Here is a 22,649-nt window from a genome sequence, read left to right as displayed (position 1 = left end):
CACGAGCTTTTCAGACAGCTTCTGAATTCTGGCAGCGGCAAAACCGCTCCATCCCCAGTATGAACCCAAACGACACCAACATCGGCAAACGCTACAATGGTTTCTTTGCGGTGGTGCAATATGCCACCCTCAGCTTCAGCTTGGTCGAACTTGTTAGTGCATGGGTATTTCGCTCACCAACGCTAGGCATGGTTGCAGCTATTACAGCGGCATTAGGGCTACTCTTTGCAGTGGCTCGCATCCTCCTGAGCTGGGGGCAAATGGTCAATAGCCTTGTGATGACAATCAGCGCAACAGCGGTTGCCGGGCTGCTCTATACGCTTATTCTGCCCGAACTGCTGGCGGGCTTTATGCTCTTTCCGCTGGCAATGATGGGCCTTGCACTGTTGGGCCATGTTGTTAGGGAAGCAGAAACTTCTAAGGGAAGCGGATGTTGTTGATTGCCCCGTTGCTTTGCCACTAGGGTGTATAATGAACCCAATAACGCTTAGCCAAGGGCATCCATGCTGCTTACCTATGAAAATTTTGTTGCTGTTCTCCTTGGGGCTATCGAACGCTCAGGCTTAAACATTGCCTATACCCAAGAGTTACTCGATACCCATGCGCTCGGACGTAGCCTGACCATTACATGCCTGCCTGATGAGCTTGAGGACGATAGTGGCCCCGAAGAGCCGCCCCTGCGTGCGGTGATTGCGTTTCGCTGGTCGCCAGAGTTTACCGTCTTCTCGCTGCGCGGCGGCGATTCGCTCGATGACATTGAGCGCTTTGTAGATGAACGCCTCTTTGCCCAAAGTTACGCCGGGCCTTCCCTTGATGTCGAGGTGACCTACTTTCTGCCCCTCAATTTTGACCAACAACGCGATGTGGCTAGTCTGCCTTTGGTTGCCCACGGCATCCAAGAGTTGCATAGCTCCCTCGTGGAAGACAGCGCGGTCATGCGGGTAGATAGTATCATCTCCTTCGATCCCGGCGGTGTCGCCCGCGTGCGTACGATTACCGCCCTGCGCGTCTGGAATCTGAACGATGCGCTCTATGATGCCGATCTGCTCGCCTTGACCTTCGAGGAGCTCTGTGCTGAACTCCACGCAATGCTGGAGTTGCTCTATGCCCAGTTTGGCTCGGCGCACGAGCGTAGCGACGACGATTCCGATAGCTTGCCGGGCGACCGGCGCTATTTTAAGCCGCCTACGGCGTAGTGCCGGGATGCGAGGACGCGAGGACGCGAAGACGCGAAGACGCGAAGACGCGAAGACGCGCCACCCGCCCCCTCGCCACCCGCCTCCTCGCCTCACACATCCTCGCCTCACGCCCCCTCGCCTCACACATCCTCGCCTCACGCCCCCTCGCCTCACGTATCCTCGCCTCACGCATCCTCAGCATATGATCTTTTCTACAGATGCCCTTGCCGCACTGAGCGTCCCTGGGGTTACGGAGCGGTGGCAGGCGGTTCAGGCTCAGTTGCACCCACAGTTGGCCGCGTTGGCCACTGAGGTGGCGACGGCAGCCCAGCAGGCGCTGCCGCGCCAGTGGCCGCTCTATGAGGTCAGCTATAAGAGCCAGCGTGCGATCCATCGCGGGCCGGGGCGACGTGTGCCGATTAACGACTATTGGGTTGCCTTTGATCGCCCGCCCCGTGGTGCCGGGGTGCTGCTGGCGGTGAGCGCCGCCGAACAGGCGCTACTGGTGGGTCTGCAACTCTGGGGGTCGCGTAAGCCCCAACTGGCGCGCCTCTGGGAACTGGCGCGGCCCGTCTGGTTGCCCCTGATCGAACGGATTGAGCAGATCGGCCAGGCTCGTTTTGCCCAGCCCAAGCCGCTTGCTCAGGCCGCAGTTGAGCAGCCCGACACCCTCTGGATCGAGCGCTACCTCGCCCATCAGCGTGCAAGCTACCTCTGGGCTGGCTTTGTCTACCCCTGGGATGCCCTGCCGCCCGATCTCACACCACGCCTGATTGCTGATGTCCTGGCGCTCTTGCCGCTCAACGAGGCGCTCATGGAGCAGGTTGAGGCCCATGAGCCATTGCGCCCAACTCTGCTGCGCGAACATAGCCATGCCTATGCGTTCACTGGGCTGCCCCCGATTGAGCTCCTGGTTGAACGGATGCGTGCCCGTGGCTTTACGATCAACGAATTGACCCTGCGCTCCTACCATGTGGCGCTGCAAACACGCCCCTTGGTCATTTTGCCCGGCATCAGCGGTACGGGCAAAACGCGCCTGACGCGCCTCTATGCCGATGCGGTCTATGATCTTGCGCCTGGCCGTTCCAATCCCTACTACCTGCTGGTGGCAGTGCAGCCCGATTGGCACAATGCCCGCGATCTCTTGGGCTACTACAATGCGCTCACCGGCAGCTACCACGCAACACCCTGCCTGCGCTTTCTGCTGCAAGCCGCTGCCGATCCGCAACAGCCCTACTATCTCTGTCTCGACGAACTGAACCTAGCCCGCCCCGAATACTACCTTGCGCCGCTGCTCTCGGCCATGGAGACGAGCGACGGCCTGATTGATCTCGGCACCCCCACCAGCGAAGTCCCTCTGGTTGGCGGGGGCCACCTGCAGAACCCCTTGCGCCTGCCCCTGAATCTACGGATCATCGGCACCGTCAATGTGGACGAGAGCACCTTTGCGTTGAGCGACAAGCTGCTCGACCGGGCCAATGTGATTGAGTTGACCGATGTAGACCTAGCGGGCTTTCGCGCCAACTATCCCGGCCCACTCGACGAGCAACTCTGGGCCACCCTTGTGGCGGTTCACCAGAGCATGGCGGCGGCGGGGCATGCCTTTGGCTACCGCACGATTGGCGACATCCTACGCTTCATCGAGCAGGCCCAAGGCACGCTCAGCCCCAGCCAGGCGCTCGATCTGCAACTGAAACAGCGCATCCTACCACGGCTACGGGGCGAAGAGGGGCCACGGCTGCGCCGCGCCCTCAACGAACTACTCAGCCTCACGCTAGGCAGCGACATAAACAACTGGCAGCGCGCCGCGCTCATCAGTACCGAACAACTCGCTGCCGCCCCCTACCCCGCAAGCGCCGCCCGCCTGCGCCGCATGCTGGAACGCCTCGATCAGGAGGGCTTTAGTGATTTTTATGGGTAGGGAAGGAGGCGAAGAGGCGAAGACGCGAAGGCGCGAAGACGCGAAGACGCGAAGACGCGAAGACGCGAGGGCGCGAGGGCGCGAGGGCGCGAGGGCGCGAGGGCGCGAGGGCGCGAGGGCGCGAGGGCGCAAAGGCAAAGCCGCGATAGCTTCACCTCATGCCCCCCTCTGTGTTCTCTGTGCCTCTGTGGTAAAAACCTCTGTACCTCTGGAAAACCTCTCTCACCTCAACGCAACCTACGCCCAGCCAAGCCAGCGCCCCACAGATCAGGATCAAGGCGCGCATCCTCAGCGGGATGAAAGAGTTGACGCACATCACTGGCCCGCCGCAGTTGACCAAAGGTAGTCGCAATAAAGGCAACCCGACGCAGCCGGGCGGCAGGCACCGGCAGCGGCAACTCAGCCAACGGCCCCAACTCAATCCGGTAGTAGCGTTCCGCAGCACGGGGATGCTCAGGCTCATCGGGCAACAACTCAAGGCGCGTCGCAATCCGATAGCGCAACACCGGCGCATAGTAACGCACCGCCCAGCGTTCAGGCCCAAACGCCGCCGTCTGATAAAACGCGAGATAATCGGCAGCCAAGCGGGAGGGCACCCGCGCCAGCGGCACCCGATACCAACCCGCCTCACGGGCCAGCGCCAAATCACGCGGGCGCGTCACCACCACCACCAACACCCGCGCATCATCCTCGGGGTCTTGCGAGATCATACATACTCCTTATTCATACCATGTAGGGTCGGGGGTTTGGGAGAGGCGAAGCCTCCCCCGAAGAACTCTTTTTCGTTCGTGTTGGCGGCTGCGCCGCTAACACGAACGCAAGAAGTAGGGTTGGGGCATAGCCCCAAAGCGGATTTTAGGGCGACAGCCCCAAACATACCCTCTACATGATCTACCGCTCGAACAAGGAAAAAGTTATGCTCAGAATCGCATTAAGCCTGATATTGCTCTTCAGCCTCGTGGCTTGCACCACCAACCAAGCGCCCATCAGCGCACAATTTGATGCAGTGGAGTTATTGGGCAGCACCAGCGAAGGCTTTGCGCGGGCCTACAGCCCAAAGCCCTTCAGCTTTCCCCGCGATCACGGGCCGCACCCAGCGTACCAATTCGAATGGTGGTACTACACCGGCAACCTCTACGCTGGGGCGCGCCATTTTGGCTACCAGCTCACCTTCTTCCGCAGCGCCCTCAGCCCCAATGCGCCCACACGGGACTCAGCCTGGGGCACCAACCAGATCTACATGGCCCACCTAGCACTCAGCGACAGCGCCAACGAGCGTTTGTACGCCTATGAGCGCTTCAGTCGCGGCGCGGCAGGCTTAGCGGGTGCCACCGGCGAACCCTTCCGCGTCTTCCTCGAAGACTGGTCGGCTGAAGGGAGCGGCCCAGCAGGTATGCAGATGCACCTACAAGCCGCCGAAGGGCCCGTCGCGCTCGACCTAAACCTCGTGAGCGAAAAGCCCCCCGTACTCCACGGCGAAGCCGGGCTCAGCCAAAAAGGGCCAACCCCAGGCAACGCCTCGTTCTACTACTCACTCAGCCGCATGGCCACCAGCGGCAGCATCATGCTTGAAGGCGAGCGCCACAACGTCAGCGGAACAAGCTGGATGGACCACGAATGGGGCACCAGCGCCCTTGAGGGCGACGCCAGCGGCTGGGACTGGTTCAGCATCCAGCTTGAGGACGGGCGCGAGCTCATGTACGCCCAGGTACGCACCCCGACCGGCCTCAGCTACAGCTTCGGCAGCCTGATCGCAACCGACGGCCAAAGCCAAGCGCTCGTCCCCGAACACATAGAACTCGAAGTCCTCAACACATGGACAAGCCCACGCAGCGGAGCCACCTACCCAGTCGGCTGGCGGCTCAACCTGCGCGACCACGCCATAAACCTCGAGATCGAACCAACCTTCAACGCCCAAGAACTCCCCCTGAGCATCATCTACTGGGAAGGCGCAGTGCGGATACGCGGCACACAAGGCGAACAACCACTCAGCGGCCATGGTTATGTCGAACTAACCGGCTACGGGCCACAGCCTGGGGGCCGAGTGCGCTAAAAAACGCATCGCGGCGGGGGTTTGGGGAAGGCTTCGCCTCCTCCAAAAAATCCTTGTTAGCGCAAGCCTTGGGTTGGCAGGCGACCTCGCGGTGGCTTCGGCAGGCTCAGCCACCGCGCCGCTGGCTCGGTGGTTGAGCCTGCCGAAACCAGCCTGTCGAAGCCAAGCGGCGCGGCCCAGAGCTTTTTCGCGCTAACAAAACCGAACAAAAAACCTGATGTGGAACTTCGCCCCACATCAGGTCTTAGACCAATTACCCTTGAACATGCCGCATTATCAAGAACACTAAAACCTATTGGGACGCCATTGTTCGGCAATCTGCAATCTACAATCTACAATCGTCTTAGCGCGACAGCCCCACTACATCTAGTGGACTTCTCCACACCATATCCACAACATGTGGACAACCCCTAAATACGCGCCAACGTAATCACCGCAGGCACCCGATTAAACATCCAAAAACCAAAAGGAAGCCCAATAATCACCGTACAGAGCGCCCAAGCAACCGTCATCCAGAGGGCACTCAACCACCAGCCCACCAAAACAAACCAGATCGCCCGCACCAACAGATTCACCTGCGGCAGCGACGTGCGATAGACCTCACCCGTAGTTGTAACCACAAACTGATCACGCTGCGGCTTCAGCGTCGTCACCTGCGGCAAGCGATTCAACATCCAGAGGCCCACCGGCAGACCCACAATGGTCACACAAAAGACCCAAGCCACCGAAGCCCAGAGCGCACTAAACCAGAGGCCAAAGGCAAAGAAATAGATAATCCGTAGAATAAGCAGCAACATAGAACCCTCCTTATTTCCCTGGTTGGTAAGACGTCAGGAGGGGGAGAAAGGTTGCTTATCCCATTTCAGATTGGAGATTGGAGATTGGAGATTGCCGCACATGGCGGCCCAATGGGCTTGAGCGTTACTGGTTATGCGGAGTGTTCATGAGGTAATTGGCATGTTTTTGAACAAGATATATAACTAAATATCAACAAGCATATCTTGTTTATTTTAGAATTTTTCTCGCTGGCCAACAATAGTATACAGTTTCGTCTCTTTCCCATGGTATATCTGCTTATGAAAAGTCGTTTCTAAACGACTAAAACCAAGGATTTGAAGATATTCCGCAATCAATCTAGGGGATACCGCCCACCATGCATCAACTGGTTTTTGTCTTTTTGCATTCGGAAGAAAGCGGATCAAGCGAGAAGCAGTCAACAACTCTACAAGAGAAAGTAACTGCCCGCGAATTCGTGGATAGAGATCGGTGACGATTACAGTATCTTTTACATGGGCTGTAACTTGTTGTAATGCAAAAAGAAGTAGCAATCCTTCGTATCTGTAATCTCTCTTGGTTCAGCCCAACATGTTGTAGCCAAAACACCCCGCAGCGCGCAACCCGGCGCTCACCAGCGGCCAGAGCGCCCGATGGTCGGCGACATTCTGCTTGCGTTCGGTACGCACCTCGACCAGATGGAGGCCGCCCGTCCGCAAGCCAGCGGTAACCGCAGCAGCAAAGCTGGGCCAATCTTGGGCGAGGGTGTAGCGAGCGCCGTAGAGTTGGGCTAAGGGGGCGAAGTCGAGGCCGTGGGGCGTGCCAAAGAGCGCTTCAAACTGATCGGTCTCGCTCGCCTGCGGCAAGAAGGAGAAGATGCCACCACCATCGTTGTTGATCAGCACAATCGTCGCATCGAGATGATACGCCTTGGCTGCCAAGAGACCATTGGCATCGTGGTAGAGCGCCAGATCACCCAGCACCATCAGCAGCGGCTTGGCCCCCGCCGCCGCCATGCCGAGCGCCGTCGAGACGAGACCATCAATGCCGTTGGCCCCCCGGTTGCCCGCGATCTGGATCGCATGGGACAACGCAGGAAAGAAGGTGTCGCAGTCGCGGATCGGCATCGAATTGGCCACAAAGAGCGTCGCCCCTGCGGGCAGCAGCGTCGCCAAGCGGGCAAAGACCCCCGGCTCACTGATGCGCTCCTGGCTCGCCAGCGCCTCCTGGATCACGCGGCGGATCACCCGCTCGGCGTTGAGCCACGCCTGGCGCCACGGGGTGGTGTGGGGCTGCGTCGCGGCGAGGCGCTCATTGAGCGCACCACAGAGGCTCAGCGGATCAACGCCCCAATGTTCCGCCGCCAGGCTCGTCGGTTCACGCCAACCCGCCCCTTCATCAACAATAAGCTGGTAGGCATCCGGGTAGCGCTGGATGTAGAGCAGCAGCGGCTTACAGGTGGGCATCGCCCCGAAGCGCAGCACAAGCTCGGGAGCATGCTGCTTCAGAAAGGTCTCATCGCGCAGAAAGGCATCATAGCTCGCACAGACGATGTTGCTATTATGGGGATCGCAGCGCACCCCCGAGAGCGGATCGGCGAGAATGGGGAAACCCAAACGTTCAGCGAGCGGCACCACCTGCGCCGCCAAGCCAGGCGGGCAACTCGGGCCACAAAGGATCAAACCGCGTTCCGTCGCCGCCAGGCGCTGCACCAAAGACGCAAGCAGCGTCGGCGGCGCAGTGCGCGGGCCGTAGGCAACCTGAATTGGCACAAGCCCACCCAACAACAGCGCATCGCTTGGCTGGCCCTCACCCCCTGCGTTGTGGGCAAGGGGAGAATCGGACGCACTGCTCGGCGTTACTATGCTTTTGGCGGATAGACTATTGGCATCGCTCGGCTGGCCCTCACCCCCTGCCCTCGCGCCCTCGTTCTGGAAGAGGGGGGAAGCTGGCACACTGCCTAGCGTTACTATGCGTTCGGCGGATAGGCTATTGGCATCGCTTGGCTGGCCCTCACCCCCTGCGTTGTGGGCAAGGGGGGAAGCTGGCACACTGCCTAGCGTTACTATGCGCTCCTTTGCGGCAAACAACCGCTCCAACAACTCCCGATCGGGGATCAGCGGCTCGCGGAAAGGCAGATTGAGATGCACCGGGCCAGCGGGCGCAGCCAGGCTCGTGGCCACAGCGCGCGCAACGACACTCCGCAGAAACGCAAGCAGCGCTGGCGTCGCATCAGGGCATGGCAGATCGCTAAACCAGCGGGTACGGGCGCCAAAGAGCGCAACCTGATCGATCGTCTGCGGCGCACCATTATCGCGCAACTCAGGCGGACGGTCGGCGGTGAGCAGCAGCAGCGGCAGCCGCGCAAGATCAGCCTCAGCGACAGCAGGCAACAGATTGGCCACCGCCGTCCCCGACGTACAGATCAACGCGGCTGGCATGGCCGTCTGCTTAGCCAAACCGAGCGCAAAAAAGCCAGCGCAGCGCTCATCGAGCTGCACATGCAGCCGTGCACGGGGGTGGCGCGCCACGGCAAGCGCCAGCGGCGTACTCCGCGAGCCAGGGCAGACCACGAAATGGCGAACGCCAGCGGCAACCAAGTGGTGGACAAGTGTAGCCACCCAGTGGGTAAGCGTTTCGATGTGATGGGACATAGTACCTCACGCCTCCAACGTCAGCCGCAGCCCCTCACGCAGACTCACCTGGGGCGCAAAACCAAGCAGCACCCGAGCGCGGTCAATCGTGGCCAGCGAATGGAGAATATCACCGCTACGGGCAGGCGCAAAGCGCACAGGTAGCGGACGAGCAGTCAGATCCTCCAGTAATCTTACCAGATCAAGCAAACTCGTCCGCTCGCCGCGAGCGATATTGATCACCTGAGCATTAGCCGCAGGCGCATCACCCGCCAGCAGATTGGCATGCACCACATCAGCCACCGCCACAAAATCGCGCGACTGCGAGCCATCGCCAAAGATCGTCACCTCAGCCCCAGTACGCGCCGCCGCACAGAAGCGCGCAATGACCCCCGAATAGGGCGAACGGGGATCCTGCCGCGGCCCAAAGACATTAAAATAGCGCAACGCCACCGCCTCCAGCGGATAGAGGCGGGCAAAGACACAAGCATACTGCTCCGTAGCCAACTTACTCACCGCATAGGGCGAAAGGGGCTGGATGGGCAACTCCTCGTGCTTCGGCAACTGCTGATCATCGCCATAGACCGCCGCCGACGAGGCAACCACCACCCGGCGCACGCCAGCACCCCGCGCCGCCAGCAGCAACTGCAACGTACCATCAACATTGACCGCATTCGTTATCGCGGGGTCATCCACCGACTGCTGCACCAGCGGCAGCGCCGCCTGATGAAAGACCAGTTCAACCCCAGCGGTGGCCCGCGCCAGCGCCGCCGGATCGCGCAGATCGCCCTCGATCAACTCGATGCTACGACGCCACGGCGCCAGATTCGCCGCGTGGCCGCTACTAAAATTATCCAAGACGCGTACATGGTCACCGCGCAGCAGCAGACGCTCCACAAGGTGACTACCAATAAACCCGGCACCGCCGGTAACGAGGGAAGTGGGCATGGAACTCGCACTCCAAAATGACACCAAAGCCAAAATCTGTTAGACTAGTCATCCAAGAACTTCACTCAGATGAAGGCTGGCAAACAACTTCTCACCACTGTCTATGCAGTGTCGATGGAGCTTATCGCGCTTCACTCAGATGAAGACTGGCAGACAACTTCTCACCCTTGAAGAAAACATATATTCAATGCGTATTTTAATTATTTCACATGTATTTGCTCCATACAATCACATTGGTTCGGTGCGTGTAAGTAAAACTGCTAAATACCTACAACAAGCCAACCATGAACTACGCATTCTCACTATGAGCAACTGTGGCTATCCGGCCACCCTCCCGCTTGAGATACCACCTGAGTGGGTAATTGCAACCCCATGGCTCAAACTACCATTGACCTTCATCAAATACCCAACCCATCCACTCGCATCAATCACCCAGCAACTGATCCGCTCAAAGCAGAGAATGATGCTCATATTAGCCAAAAAGCTCATCTTTGCTTACAGAACCATCTTCTTCTTCCCCGACATTGCGATTGGATGGTTTCCATTTGCTATGACCCATGCCCATACATTATTGAAATATTGGAAACCCGACATCATATTAGCAAGCGGGCCTTCATTTGTCTCATTGCTCATTGCTAACACCCTACATAGCCACTATCAAATCCCTTGGGTTGGCGAATTACGCGATCTCTGGGCCGATAACCACCAATATCCATATGCCGACTGGCGTCGGCCACTCGAAGCTTGGTTTGAACGCCACACCCTAGCTACAAGCGCAGGCCTGATTACCGTATCAGAACCACTAGCCCAAACCCTCCGTTGGCGCTACAACAAACCCACAGAGGTTATTTTGCATGGCTTTGATTTAGGTGATTATCCGCAAGAACGCAAGCAGATACACAATGCAAAACTTAAAATTATTTATACAGGCATTATTCATGCAGAAAAACAACAAGCCAGCCCACTATTTGCCGCACTCCAACAATTAGGCCCACGGGCAGCACAAATCCAAATCATTTTTTATAGCGCACTTAATGCTGGTACTGCCAGCATGTTAGAACAAGCACGCACCTATGGTGTTGAACACCTAGTACAATTCCATGATCTCATCCCCTATTCCGCTTCGCTTGCCCAACAGACAGCAGCAGATATACTACTCCTGCTCACTTGGATCGACCGACGCGAGCGCGGCGTCTACACCGGCAAACTCTTCGAATACTTGGGTGCACGTCGCCCCATTCTCGGCATCGGCCCGGACGATAATGTGGCAGCCGATCTGATCCACGAGCGTCAAGCGGGCATTGTTCTTCAAGACAAAGATGCCATCGCACAGCAACTACTCATTTGGCTTGACGCGAAGCAGCGCAATGGACACATCCCCGATCTACCCATCAGCGTAACTAGTGGCTTATCGCGCCAAGCGCAAACGCTGAATATGGCTGCTTTTTTAGAGCGGGTGCGAGAAGTTAGCCGTGGCTAAGAAGACGCTGGTAAATCTGTACCAACTTGGTTAACTCTACCTCTGCGTTGAGTTGCGCCGCCGCTTGGCGAGCAGCACGGCGCAACACGGTGATGCGCTCAGCATCAAGCGCATTGAGCGTTACCGCAACATCCTTGGCTGCAAATGAAGGTGCTACCACTGTAAAACCATACTGCTGGCCCAGTGCAACCATTGATGGTGAAGGACCAATGCAGACTGCAAGACCAGCATGGATGAAGTCAAAGAATTTATTGGGAAGAGAAACCAAATAGCTATAATTAGATGGATAGATATAGCAGAAACCAAGATCGTACTTCATAATAGTTTTCTGAATTTGATGAGGCTGCACAGGATTTAGAAAGCGCACACGATTTGGTGCAATTTCTTGAGCTAATTTTGTTAATTCCACAACATAAGCTGGATTACCAATCAACATAAAATCCAAACTAAATCGATGATCGCAGAGGGCAATTATCTCAATCATCGTTTCAAGACAACGCCCACGCATTGCAGCCCCATGGTGAATGAGCCTAACGCGCTCCGGATCAACGGGATGATCCGCCCCCTCAACCTCACGATACTCCGGCGCATTCATGACCACCATGGGATCAAGCTGAAACTCTGTGCGATAGCGCTCCGCTAAGGGTTCACAGACAGTCGTTGAGGCTGTCACTTGAGGTCCATAGGTATGCAGAATATAGCTAATGGCTGGGGCAAAGAGGCGACTTGCGAGACTGCCGGTCGTGAATTGAAGCGGGCTATATTCATGGGCATCAAAGACCAGTGGACAATTGTTACGTTGGGCAAGATCAGCCGCGAGGGGAAGTGCCTCCCACTCATTGGCATGCACAACATCACAGCGCAACTTTCCCGCTTTGCGTTGAGCATCACGCGCACTATTAAGGCTCATATGCCAGAGGTAGTAAAAAGTTGACCAATAGTGACCCATACGCAAGAATAGGCCAAGATTAGCCAAGCGGCGCAACGGGCGCCAATTGGGTTGGGCTATGCTGATCCAACGCACACCAGGATGGGGAGCGAGCAGTGCTGGTGGATCGCCATAGCCAAGCACAATCAGATCGTAGTGGGGTAATAAGAATTTGATCTGCCGTAGAACTCGCGCATCATAGGCAATGGGTGAGAATGAAATTAGGCAAACCGTCTGTTTCATCTGATATTAGCGCCATTCTTTCAACTGTGCCACACACCGCTCCGCCGCATGACCATCGCCGCCATAGAGCGGCGGGCGCTCAGCGGGGGGCGTGAAGTCGCGCACCGCTGCCACAATGCGCCCCGTGTCGGCACCGACGAGGCGATTCCAACCCAACTCGACCGTCTCGACCCACTCGGTTTCATCACGCATAGTAACACATGGCACGCCCAGCCAATATGCCTCCTTCTGGATGCCGCCCGAGTCGGTGAGAATCATACGTGCCGCCTGTTGCAAGCGAACCATATCGAGATAGCCGAGCGGCTCGATCAGATGCACATGCGGTGGTGGCTGGTAGCTCCCCATCAGTTTACGCGTGCGCGGATGCACCGGAAAGATCAGCGGCTCGTCAAGAGCGGCAAAGGCCGCAAGAATCGCCTGGAGGCGTGCGGGATCGTCGGTATTCTCGGCGCGATGCACCGTCGCCAGCAGGTAGCCACCTGGATTGAGCTTCAACCGCTCAAGAATGGTCGAACGATCTTGGGCACGCGCCAACGCCATCAGCAGCGCATCAGCCATCACATCACCCACCAAGTGTACCCCTTTGGTAAGCCCCTCGCGTTCAAGATTGGCTACCGCCGTACTGCTCGGGCAGAGCAGCAGGGTCGCAAGATGATCGGCCATGACACGGTTGATCTCTTCGGGCATCGTCCGGTTGAAGCTACGCAACCCAGCCTCAATATGAGCAACCGGCACCCCCAACTTAGCCGCCGCCAAAGCACCCGCCAGGGTCGAATTGGTATCACCATAGACCAGCAGCGCATCGGGGCGCTGCTCAAGCAACACCTGCTCAATAGCCGCAAGCATCGCCCCCGTCTGCGCCCCGTGGGCACCCGAGCCAATGCCCAGATTGATCTCAGGCGCAGGGATGGCCAGTTCATCAAAGAAGACCTGTGACATACCATAGTCGTAGTGTTGGCCGGTATGCACCAACAACTCACGGCACTGCTGGCGCAGCAAGCGGCTCACGGCAGCAGCCTTAATGAACTGTGGGCGCGCACCGATGATGGTGAGGATGGTCATGTGCTCTGATTAGGTTGAAACATCCACTCTACCGTCGCATCCCAATCATCACCGCCTTGAGTTTGAAACGCCGTAGCACAACGCTGCGTTTGCCTCACCCAAGCGGCAATCGCCTCAGCATTGAGCGTGCCAAGTGTAGCGTAACCAGTTTGGCGTAGATCGAGAAAGCTATTTTCATGGATGCCACCCGATTGAAGCGTTGGACTTAATAGCAACGAAGGAACACCTAAAAATGCAGCTTCATAAACCGTCATGCTAGTCATTGTGATATGTCCATGACATTTGTGAAAAAGTAAAGGAAGTGGCAGCGTTGAAGCCTGAAACCATTCACAATTCGTGTATTTTTTAGTTAATTTACTAATAAATAAATGTTGGTTTTTATAGTATGTTCTACGTAATTGTACAGGATGCAGCCTCAACAACCAAAGAACCGAAGGTGTAAGTTCAATGGTTCGAATGAGTTCATCATGAATCAAGCCATTAGGTAAAATGCCTTTTAGATAAGGTATTTCACCAGAAAATCCCCATTGAAACGTTACCATCACAATCTTGCGATCAGTCTGCATCCATGATGGCAGCACGCGCCACTCTGCGGGCAACTGTTGACGTAGCGCTGGATCAACAAAACGCTTAAACCAAGGATGTGGGATTTGTCGTACTTCGATACCCTTATGCTTAAGTGTGGAGAATGTCTTGGTACTCACATCATCCAGGGATAAAATCTTGGTTGGCAAACCATCAGCCGCTGCCGTACCCCAACCCCATGGCACAGGCGTATAGCCAATACCATGCAGCAATTCAACTACTGGTATCCGTTTCCGGCGAGCAACCTGGCACAGTGCGGGTGCTGCATTTATCGCGACAACACAGCGACAATCTGTTAGCTCAAGCAGTTGAGCATACAAATGTTGCTCATGCTGCTCTTGATACGCAACGACTTTCCCAAAGTCTAGCAAGCGCAAATGCTTAAACCGGCGCAACAAGAAGAGAATAAAGCCATTTAAGAATCGTCTACGATTAACTGAAACGGGCCTACCCCATGCCTTTGCCCCAACCAAGACATTATAGTGGAAGGCAAACTGTGCACAATGCAATCCTTTGTGCATTAACTCTTCAGCAACACTATCCAGAAGCCTTGAATAGGCCAAACCCTCTAATGTCTCACCACGATTTGCATCATGACAGCACAAGAGAACATCGCAACGTTTAAGCTTCTTAAATGTATCAGGAATAAGAATTGCACGAAATTGCTCAAGACGTAATCTAAGATGATGCGTTAGATTGCGAATATTCATAGATTAAGCGATCTTTTTTCGAAACAACAACCCAATCCGCCGTTTCTCTCCTGTTGAAAGAAAACCAAACGCTACAAGAAGTAGCGGTAATAGAAGCAGCAAGCCTAGCTTAGCAAAAACCAATGACCAAAGACTTGCCAAAGAAAGGTAATGACCAATAAGCCAGAGTAGTATCGTAATTAGAGCAATTATTGCTAGACGCCTATATTCATATACCACTGGATAGACCTTAAAAGCCAAACGCCATGCGAGAAATAGCATTATAGCATAACTGATAAAGGTCGTCCATGCTGCTGCTATCACCCCAAAAGATGGAATAAACCAGAGATTCAAAAACAAATTTACAATGGCAGCAACGACTGTAATCTGTGGAACCAGCCGCGTTTTACGACGCAGAAAGAGGTAACTGACAGGAATGAAATAGAGGCCGGAGAGCAGTTGACCGGCAATCATCCAAGGCATAAGCGCAATCGCCCCATGGTAACTCGCTGGGGTCATGATCGTAAGGATCGGTTCGGCTAACAGATGAAAACCAAGGGCAACGAAGCAGAGGATAAGGGCATAGTAGGTTGCCAACTGGCCAAGCCGTGTAGAAGCACTAAGCCCCTCGTTGGCATCAGTTCGAAAGAGGAAGGGAACCCAGGCCGCATTCATTGCGGTAGCCACAATGCTGATCAGCATGCCAAGGGTGTAGGCCAGTGAATAGATGCCCAATTGTTCAAGCGGAACATACCACTGCAAAATGGCGCGGTCGGAGAGTTGCAAGAGCCATCCGGCGAGGGCGTGGGGCACAAGCGGGAGCGAAAAGATGAGCGCGGCGTTGAGCGTCTCGCGCTCCAAAGCTAGGGTAATGTTACGCAACGTTACTACGAGGTACGGAATGAGCATAAGAATGGCAGCAGCAAAAGCCGCAACCAGCATGCCCCATACCCCCTGGCCCAGGTAGACTACCAAGCCCAGCGCGATCGCAGAGTGCAAGAGCGAACCCGCGACCGTAAGGAGTACATAGGTAACGCTCCGCTCTTGGGCTTTGAGGATGGCAAGAGGCACCAACTGCCACGAAGCGAGGAAGGTTGTCCAGATGGCGATACGAATGTAGGGTTGAAAAGATACATCAGGAAAGATAAGCGGGAAAAGGAGCGTACCAACCTGATCAGTAATGAGGGTAAAAGTAAAGCCGATGAGCAGAATCGCAACAAAAAGTGTGCCTAGAGCCCGACGGCGCGTTAGCTCATTCGTCTGGGCAAAGTAGGTAGGATAAACAAACCCGTGCAGACTGAGAGAACTCAACAGGGCAAGTATTGCCGCAACCAAGCCCGTCACAGCAAGAATGCCATAATCGGTCGGCGTAAGCACCCGCGTATAGATGGGCAACAGCAAGAAACTAATCGCTCGGAGCAACAGATCGCCCGAACTATAGACAATCGAGCGCGAGGCGAGGCCTTTGAGATCGGAGAGCATGGGGGGCGTGCCTCATGACTTCATCGCAGCAGCACGTAAAAGGAGCATCGTCTCACGAATAGTAGCAATATCACGCTCACCAATTTTCAACGAAGAGGGCAGGCTCACACCGCACGCTGAGATCTCATCTGTCACTAGGTAGTTGTTGGTCAGGCGGGCGTGGTCGGCATAGATGGGCATAGCAGAAAGCGGGAAGAAGAAGGGACGTGCATCGATCCCCTCCGCTCCTAAGGCACTCATTAGAGTGTCGCGCGAGAAGCCTGCTAGGTTCTTATCAATCAAGATTGAGTATAACCAGCAGACTGGTTCGGCCCATGGCGCAGCAGGCGGAAAGGTGATACCTGGTACGTCGGCTAACATGCGCCGATAGGTTGCTGCTAAATCAGCCCGTTTGTCCAAGGTCTGCTCAATGCGCTCCATTTGCGCTACCCCAATCGCAGCCTGAAGGTTGGTGAGCCGGTAGTTATAGCCAATCTCAGTATGCCAGTAGCGCCTCTGCTTATCCATACCATGATCGCGTAATACCCTTGCTCTGCTATCCCAAGTAACATTGTTAAGGGTGAGCATACCCCCTTCACCTGTCGTCACGATTTTGTTACCGTAGAAACTGAAGCAGCCAATGTCGCCCAGCGAGCCAACGGGCTTACCCTTATAGCGGGCTCCATGCGCTTCGGCGGCATCTTCAATAACAAAGAGCCCATGTTGGGTTGCAAGTTCCATAATGGGATCCATATCGGCTGGATGCCCATACAGATGGACGGGGATGATCGCTTTTGTCTTGGGAGTAATGTGCGCGGCAATTGCAACTGGATCAATAGTCCAAGTATCAAGCGTGCAGTCTACCATCACGGGGGTTGCTCCAGTGTGGATGACAGCGTTCGCAGTTGCTGCAAAGGTTAGGCTCGGGATAATGACCTCATCACCGGAGCCAATGCCGAGGACTTCAAGCGCCAAGTGTAGGGCAACGGTTCCATTTGATACAGCAACCGCGTGGCTCGTGTTGCAAAACGCCGCAAACTGCTGCTCAAATTGGGTCACAAACTTCCCGGCTGAAGAAATCCAGCCAGTTAAGATGCACTCACTTACATACTGCAATTCACGTTCGCCGATCGATGGCTCGGCAACTGGTAGACGAACGTGGCGATCCAGGCGCACAAGATCAGCCACCTTGCCATCCGCATCAAGCAAGGGTACGATTTTAATGTCCCCCTCCAACAAATTGAGCAATTGCTCAACGGGTGTTCCCATTGGAGCGGTAACCGAAGGTAGGTGTTTGATCGCAAGCACTTGTGACTCAAGGCCACAATCTCTCAAAAGCGCACGACGCACATCACCATCAGTAACCAGGCCCACGAAATGTTCGGTTTCTGGCTCAACAATGAGGGCAATGCCGAGGGCACCACGATCAATGGCTTGCATCACTTGCCTGATCGTAGCGCTTGATGGTACCGTGAGGATGGTAATCGTATGTTGAATGTCAAATTTCATAGGTATACCTCAGCGATTAGCGTATCACAACGCATGGATCGCTCGCGATCGGCACGATAGAGTTGTTCTGCACGGTGTAGTATTGGTTCACTTGTTTCAAAAGAAGGCGCTGACAATTGAGGCTTAGCTTCATCTAACCAATGGAGTACATTTCGCAATCCGTAGCGTTGCACGCCACGAATTGTGAAGTGTTTGAAGCCTGCTCGACGCAGGGTTAATTCTAGTCATGCTGGATCAAAGTAGCTAAGGTGTGCTCTTTGCCAATAAAAAGCCCGGTATGCAGCTTGCACCTCAAGTAACTCATCGTTTAGATTGGGGACTTCTAGCAGAAGTTTACCACCTGAGGTGGCCAATTTAGCACAATCATGTAAAAAATTCATCGGCGTTCGGACATGCTCCAAGACATGAAATAAAGTTATTACATGAAAACTCGCAGCATAGCGGATAGTAAAATCCTCATCAATGCTTCCATTGATAAATTCACCCTCTGTATGCATTCTTGCCAAACTAACACGTGCATGGCTGACATCTAATCCAGTTGCACGATAGCCCGCTTGAACCAGGGCTTCTACATAAAATCCATAGCCACAGCCGACATCTAACACCGCGCCTGCTTGTGGCGAGGCGACAGAACGCAACCAATCAACGCGTCGCTGAGTGTCCGTAGTAGTATTACTCCTTAGTAGATCAAAATCCACATCACCGACAAGTCTACGGGTCTGTTGATCATCGGCATAGAATTTGGCATCATCTTCTTCTGATGGTAGTGGGTCGAGTTGCACATGGCCGCATGTAAGGCAGCGGACAACCCTAAAATGGTTGTCATCGCGCACAGACGAACTTACAAGTTCGGGCGTTGCCAGCGAATGGCAGAGGATACAGTTCATGCGATCAATCACGACCCAACTCCCCGCGCAACCAGGCTACGTGGTCGCGCAATGCAGTGACGTGGGCAAACGTCGCTTCAACTACTATAGGCAGGGCCACAAACTCAGGGCGCTTGAGTACCTCAAGAATCCAACTATCAGGCTGGATCGGCTGATGAAGATCAGCTTGTCGATCGTTGTCGTGGATGTGAAACGCTTTGATGTATGGCGCTACCTGCTCAATGAACGCCAGACGATCAAAACCTAATGTATGTGCGCTCACGTTGAGGTGCCCGGTGTCGAGGAGAATACCAAGATTGGGATGCGGTAACGCCTGGAAGAACTGCAAGAACTCATCAGCATTCTGGAGCAGGAGTTTCCCGACCAGTTCGTGTGAGCAAATATTATTTTCAATCAGCAGGTACACCCCACGGCGCTGCGCGGTGTCAGCTAAACGATGCATCGCGCTGATGAACCGCTGGAGCGCAGCCGCTGTATCTTCAGGGTTCTGTGGCGGTGGAAAGACGAAACTCGTCGTACCAAAAGCGGTAGGATCGGTGATGAACCCGGCATGCACCGAGTAGAACGGTGCTCCTAGCTGTGCGGTAAGCTCTAAAGCCTGCTCCACCAGTTCTAAACTGTGTTGGTAGACCGTGGTGTCAGCCGAGGCGAGGTTAAGTACAAAGGGAATAGCAGGCGGTGGAAAGTAGTTATGAATGAGGTACGATCCAACTGGCAAGATGGAACAGAGTGGCTCTGCAAAATCTAACTCGACCCTGGCCCCAAGCTCAACAAACATTAGACCGCAGTTATGGTACGCCACAACCCGCGCCAAGAGTGGTTCGGTGTGCGGAAGACAGGCAGTAGACACAAAAATTGGAGCAGGTGTTACCATCATAGCTCAATGTATCCTACCAACTGACCGGCTTCACTCGCCGTAAACTGATAGCCTAGTTGTTGATATAAGTGCAGCGCTGGCTCATTTTCAGGATAGACCTTGAGTCGGATGCGCTGGGCACCATGCAACTTGGCTGCGCAATGGAGAAAAGACATAAACAATTGCCCTAGACCTTGCCTACGATCCTGCGAACTCACAATAACACCCAATGAAGGCATATCATAGCCACTATCCCAGCCGCGCAGCATGCCATAGACAGCAATGCGTTGCCCTATCCAGAGCGCATAATAGGCATCTTGACCAGTATAGGTACAGATGCGTTGCGCTTCTGTTGCCGAGAAGTCGTGCGGATGAAAGAAATGTGCAGCACCACTCGCCTCGGCATCAGCCAAAAATGTAGCAAAAGCGGCAACGTCATTCGGTTCAAGCGAGCGAATCTGGAGCTTATCAACCACCATCATATTCACCCAGATCGGCAAAGTCAATACAAGCATCGGCGGCAACTGCTCGCACCAAGCGTCGCCCAACGATCGCATCAAGCGTTGCTGGAGCAAGACCATTGGCCGGACGTTTGAACGTAAGATCGGCTGCGGTCAGTACTTCGCCAAGCTGGAGGTCGCGCTTGGCCACAATGCTACGGCGCATCCCCATCATATTGGCTTGTTCGGTCGCGGTCGGTTCCTTGATGCGCCTTCCGAGAACCAGCTCGGTGTCTCTGATTGCGCGAACCAAGCGCGCAAATTCTTGCGGATCATACGAAGTTGACTGATCTGGCCCTGGAAGGTGTTTATCTAAAGTAAAGTGCTTTTCAACCACGCAGGCACCGAGCGCCACCGCAGCAATGCAAGCAATGTCACTTTGCGTATGATCTGAATAACCAACAAGGGTGCCAAACGCATCACGCATCATCACCATAGCGTGTAAATGTGTATCTTCCAAGCGTGATGGATAGTTGGTTGTACATTGCAATAAGACGATCTGCTCATTTCCCGTGCGACGGACTGTTCGCAATGCCGTGTCAATTTCTGACAAATAGGCCATACCCGTAGATATAATCATCGGAATTCCTTTTTGAGCAGCATGACGTAGTAAATAGGGTTCAACAATTTGAATAGAAGCCAACTTAAAAGCAGAAACACCAATATCCGTAAGAAAATCTACATCTTCAACACTGTAAGGAGTGGACATGAAAAAAATATCTAGTTTTTTAGCTAAGGCAAGTAATTCACCATACACTTTCATCGCCAACTCAAGCTTTCGCAACATCTCCATTTGTGATTCTTGTGGATCGGTAGTTTGTAGTTGATAGGCTGCTTTTGGAGCGGTTGCGGTAATGATCCGTTCAGCCTTAAAGGTCTGAAATTTTACACAATCGGCCCCAGCCTCTTTTGCCTTATAGATCAATTCTTTAGCTAATTGGACATCGCCGTTATGATTAACTCCTGCTTCAGCAATGATAAAACAGGGCTGTCCTGCACCAATGCGACGATTAGCAAGTTGGATTTGCACTTCAATCACCTCTTTCTTGCATCAATAATTCAGCTATTTTCAAGTCCATGATCGTATCAATATCAATACTGCGTTCTCGCGGCATTACATAGGCAGCTACAGTTTTGCCAAACAGTGTGTCATGTAGGCGCGCCTGAGCAACCCATGTTATATCAACCGCACCATTGAGACGATAGACGGGCGGCAGCAGTTGATGCTGATAGTATACTGTCTCGTCCTTGGAAGATAAAAATGGCACGAGACATTCTTGCTCAATCCACTTCATCCAATAGGGATGGTGTTCTACCTCAACCACAGAACGGACACTATCGGCCCCCGTGCGCAATAAGGTGTCAAATGCGGATGCAAGATCTTCAACGGTACGAAGTGGCGATGTTGGTCGTAACCAAGCTACTAAATCAGGTGTATACGCCTCGTGTTGTTCTAGCCAAACAAGTGCATGCTCAAACACAGGAAAATCTGCAGTATGATCCGCTGCAAGTTCAGCAGGACGAAGAAATGGAACTTCAGCACCGGCATTTCGCGCAATCTGCGCAATTTCAGATGAATCTGTAGATACAATCACCCGATCAATGATTGGAGATTGCAATGCAACTTTAACTGACCAGAAGATGAGAGGTTTGCCAGCAAGTAACATTATGTTCTTTTGAGGCAACCTTTTAGATCCAGCACGTGCGGGAATAAGTGCCAAGATTTTCATGATAACGTGAGAAATCTAGCGGGTTTTACGAAACAACCCACGAATCCAATAGCCTTGCTCACACAGGCCATAACGATCTGCCGTCAAGGGTATTCCTTGTTGTGCTTCCGCGAATGTAATCCCATACTCTTCGATCGATAAGCACTCAAAATCATAAGAATTCATGGCTTGCAATAATGAGCGACGTGTAAAGAAGTGGATATGTGGAATGTCATTTCTTGTGGGTAGATCCCAATAGAAATGTTCAGTGTTGGGTACTTCAAGGAAAATATAACCGTTTGGTGCAAGTACTTGATGCAAATTTATTAATACCTCATGCAAATCAAGTACATGCTCCAACCAATGACTGGTATGAATGTAGTCAAAAATAAAATTTTCAGAATCTCCATACGGAAAATAATCGGCTATTTTTCTTATGCCGAAATGATTATAATAATCAACCCATTTAGAACTAGGTTCACAAACATGTAATTGAGGTTTATTACCGTATCTTTTTTGAATTAGTAAAGAGGCTTTTGCAGATCCTGCACCAATTTCCAAAACATTATTAATATCGTGACAGTTTACAAAGTTACATACTACGTCCATCTGTGCGTTAGCTCTCGGTTCTTTTTCTAAATCTATTTTGTCAATTGTATCCACAAAACGATCTGACCAATATTGATCTCGATAATAATCTTGCAATACACTCTTCGTAGGAGGGTGTTCTAACATGCCATGTCCACAATTATCACAAACGATTACATAACCTCCAAACACTGGCTTCCGACCTATTTTCTTGATCTGAGAGAATGGATCAAGCAAAAATCGCTTAATATTATGCTTAAACAAAGAATTTAGCGAACGTGGATTATATTTTTTGCGAGATTTGGTCTTTGAATGGCATATAATACATTGCGCTGTCTTGCCCATCTTTCTTTGCTCCCTCGCTTTATTAGCACATAAGCCCCACGACGTCCTGACAATCCTAGCACAACTGTAGCCAGCGTTCAGCCTCGTTCATACAAAACCCTGCCCTTCGCCACAATCTCATTACGCACAAAGGTGCGTTCTTGTGCCAATTGGCGAAACTCGGCTGGCGTATAGACGAAGATGTCTAACCCTACTTGGGGCCGCAAGAGGCGGATGAGCCTCGTGCTACGATCGAGAAAGCGTTCTTGTGTCTCCTGGATCACTACGAGATCGATATCCGACCACGCATGCACGCTGTTC

General features: G+C 53.6%; 21 protein-coding genes and 1 pseudogene. 5 read left to right on the top strand and 17 right to left on the bottom strand.

Annotated features, from left to right (window positions below):
* Positions 1 to 59 precede the first annotated feature (59 nt).
* The 3 genes from CJ255_RS05565 to CJ255_RS05550 all read left to right on the top strand — a co-directional run bounded on the left by CJ255_RS05565 (position 60) and on the right by CJ255_RS05550 (position 3,099).
* Entirely contained in the window at positions 60 to 440 is a 381-nt protein-coding gene (locus CJ255_RS05565; RefSeq protein WP_097643102.1) for a hypothetical protein, read from the top strand.
* 63 nt (positions 441 to 503) lie between these two features.
* Complete coding sequence (locus tag CJ255_RS05560) at positions 504 to 1,196, top strand: hypothetical protein (protein ID WP_097643101.1); 693 nt, start codon at positions 504 to 506, stop codon at positions 1,194 to 1,196.
* Positions 1,197 to 1,380: 184 nt separating this feature from the next.
* Positions 1,381 to 3,099 carry an McrB family protein gene (locus tag CJ255_RS05550; protein WP_097643099.1) on the top strand — a complete coding sequence of 573 codons (1,719 nt, stop codon included), beginning with the start codon at positions 1,381 to 1,383 and terminating at the stop codon, positions 3,097 to 3,099.
* Positions 3,100 to 3,326: 227 nt separating this feature from the next.
* Here the strand turns inward: CJ255_RS05550 and CJ255_RS05545 are convergent, their stop codons facing one another.
* On the bottom strand, positions 3,327 to 3,809 hold the full coding sequence (locus CJ255_RS05545; RefSeq protein WP_097643098.1) for a DUF8743 domain-containing protein: 483 nt from the start codon (positions 3,807 to 3,809) through the stop codon (positions 3,327 to 3,329).
* Positions 3,810 to 4,015: 206 nt separating this feature from the next.
* Here CJ255_RS05545 and CJ255_RS05540 point away from each other — a divergent pair, with 206 nt between their 5' ends.
* Positions 4,016 to 5,152: a lipocalin-like domain-containing protein gene (locus CJ255_RS05540; protein ID WP_097643097.1), complete on the top strand. Its 1,137-nt coding sequence runs from the start codon at positions 4,016 to 4,018 to the stop codon at positions 5,150 to 5,152.
* A gap of 410 nt (positions 5,153 to 5,562) precedes the next feature.
* Here the strand turns inward: CJ255_RS05540 and CJ255_RS05535 are convergent, their stop codons facing one another.
* From CJ255_RS05535 to CJ255_RS05525, 4 genes are all read right to left on the bottom strand, one after another.
* The gene (locus CJ255_RS05535) at positions 5,563 to 5,949 is read right to left on the bottom strand and encodes a YccF domain-containing protein (protein WP_097643096.1); all 387 of its coding nucleotides are present in this window, start codon (positions 5,947 to 5,949) and stop codon (positions 5,563 to 5,565) included.
* Positions 5,950 to 6,162: 213 nt separating this feature from the next.
* The gene (locus CJ255_RS22510) at positions 6,163 to 6,480 is read right to left on the bottom strand and encodes a hypothetical protein (RefSeq protein WP_124681828.1); all 318 of its coding nucleotides are present in this window, start codon (positions 6,478 to 6,480) and stop codon (positions 6,163 to 6,165) included.
* Between the two features lie 27 nt (positions 6,481 to 6,507).
* On the bottom strand, positions 6,508 to 8,580 hold the full coding sequence (gene menD / locus CJ255_RS24075) for a 2-succinyl-5-enolpyruvyl-6-hydroxy-3-cyclohexene-1-carboxylic-acid synthase (RefSeq protein ID WP_245863212.1): 2,073 nt from the start codon (positions 8,578 to 8,580) through the stop codon (positions 6,508 to 6,510).
* Between the two features lie 6 nt (positions 8,581 to 8,586).
* Complete coding sequence (locus tag CJ255_RS05525) at positions 8,587 to 9,507, bottom strand: SDR family oxidoreductase (protein WP_097643095.1); 921 nt, start codon at positions 9,505 to 9,507, stop codon at positions 8,587 to 8,589.
* Between the two features lie 187 nt (positions 9,508 to 9,694).
* Here CJ255_RS05525 and CJ255_RS05520 point away from each other — a divergent pair, with 187 nt between their 5' ends.
* Positions 9,695 to 10,987, top strand: a complete 1,293-nt coding sequence (locus tag CJ255_RS05520; protein ID WP_097643094.1) for a glycosyltransferase — start codon at positions 9,695 to 9,697, stop codon at positions 10,985 to 10,987.
* Here CJ255_RS05520 and CJ255_RS05515 read toward each other — a convergent pair.
* From CJ255_RS05515 to CJ255_RS05460, 12 genes and pseudogenes are all read right to left on the bottom strand, one after another.
* A complete protein-coding gene (locus CJ255_RS05515) occupies positions 10,974 to 12,158 on the bottom strand; it encodes a glycosyltransferase (RefSeq protein WP_097643093.1) in 1,185 nt (394 codons plus the stop codon). The two genes, CJ255_RS05520 and CJ255_RS05515, sit on opposite strands and share 14 nt — an antisense overlap.
* A gap of 6 nt (positions 12,159 to 12,164) precedes the next feature.
* Complete coding sequence (wecB, locus tag CJ255_RS05510) at positions 12,165 to 13,220, bottom strand: non-hydrolyzing UDP-N-acetylglucosamine 2-epimerase (RefSeq protein WP_097643092.1); 1,056 nt, start codon at positions 13,218 to 13,220, stop codon at positions 12,165 to 12,167.
* Positions 13,217 to 14,515 (bottom strand): hypothetical protein, encoded by a 1,299-nt coding sequence (locus CJ255_RS22505; protein WP_124681827.1) that lies wholly within the window; start codon positions 14,513 to 14,515, stop codon positions 13,217 to 13,219. The genes wecB and CJ255_RS22505 overlap by 4 nt, the downstream gene beginning before the upstream one ends.
* A 3-nt stretch (positions 14,516 to 14,518) precedes the next feature.
* Entirely contained in the window at positions 14,519 to 15,976 is a 1,458-nt protein-coding gene (locus CJ255_RS05500; protein ID WP_097643090.1) for a lipopolysaccharide biosynthesis protein, read from the bottom strand.
* A 12-nt stretch (positions 15,977 to 15,988) separates the two neighbouring features.
* Positions 15,989 to 17,464, bottom strand: a complete 1,476-nt coding sequence (locus CJ255_RS05495; RefSeq protein WP_097643089.1) for an aminotransferase class I/II-fold pyridoxal phosphate-dependent enzyme — start codon at positions 17,462 to 17,464, stop codon at positions 15,989 to 15,991.
* Positions 17,465 to 17,688: 224 nt separating this feature from the next.
* Positions 17,689 to 18,363 (bottom strand): class I SAM-dependent methyltransferase, encoded by a 675-nt coding sequence (locus tag CJ255_RS05490; protein WP_097643088.1) that lies wholly within the window; start codon positions 18,361 to 18,363, stop codon positions 17,689 to 17,691.
* Positions 18,356 to 19,228 (bottom strand): sugar phosphate isomerase/epimerase family protein, encoded by an 873-nt coding sequence (locus CJ255_RS05485; protein WP_097643087.1) that lies wholly within the window; start codon positions 19,226 to 19,228, stop codon positions 18,356 to 18,358. The genes CJ255_RS05490 and CJ255_RS05485 overlap by 8 nt, the downstream gene beginning before the upstream one ends.
* A complete protein-coding gene (locus tag CJ255_RS05480; protein ID WP_097643086.1) occupies positions 19,225 to 19,722 on the bottom strand; it encodes a GNAT family N-acetyltransferase in 498 nt (165 codons plus the stop codon). The genes CJ255_RS05485 and CJ255_RS05480 overlap by 4 nt, the downstream gene beginning before the upstream one ends.
* On the bottom strand, positions 19,676 to 20,746 hold the full coding sequence (gene neuB, locus CJ255_RS05475; protein ID WP_217352406.1) for an N-acetylneuraminate synthase: 1,071 nt from the start codon (positions 20,744 to 20,746) through the stop codon (positions 19,676 to 19,678). The genes CJ255_RS05480 and neuB overlap by 47 nt, the downstream gene beginning before the upstream one ends.
* Positions 20,739 to 21,437: an acylneuraminate cytidylyltransferase family protein gene (locus CJ255_RS05470; RefSeq protein WP_097643085.1), complete on the bottom strand. Its 699-nt coding sequence runs from the start codon at positions 21,435 to 21,437 to the stop codon at positions 20,739 to 20,741. The genes neuB and CJ255_RS05470 overlap by 8 nt, the downstream gene beginning before the upstream one ends.
* Positions 21,438 to 21,452: 15 nt before the next feature.
* Positions 21,453 to 22,349: a class I SAM-dependent methyltransferase gene (locus tag CJ255_RS05465; protein ID WP_097643084.1), complete on the bottom strand. Its 897-nt coding sequence runs from the start codon at positions 22,347 to 22,349 to the stop codon at positions 21,453 to 21,455.
* A gap of 77 nt (positions 22,350 to 22,426) precedes the next feature.
* Positions 22,427 to 22,649: pseudogene (locus CJ255_RS05460) on the bottom strand (nucleotidyltransferase domain-containing protein); the annotation flags it as partial.

It is taken from the genome of Candidatus Viridilinea mediisalina (assembly GCF_002532535.1).
GTDB lineage: Bacteria > Chloroflexota > Chloroflexia > Chloroflexales > Chloroflexaceae > Viridilinea > Viridilinea mediisalina.
The sequence above is the reverse complement of the archived record's forward strand: the minus strand, read 5'-3'. Positions and strand labels throughout refer to the sequence as shown.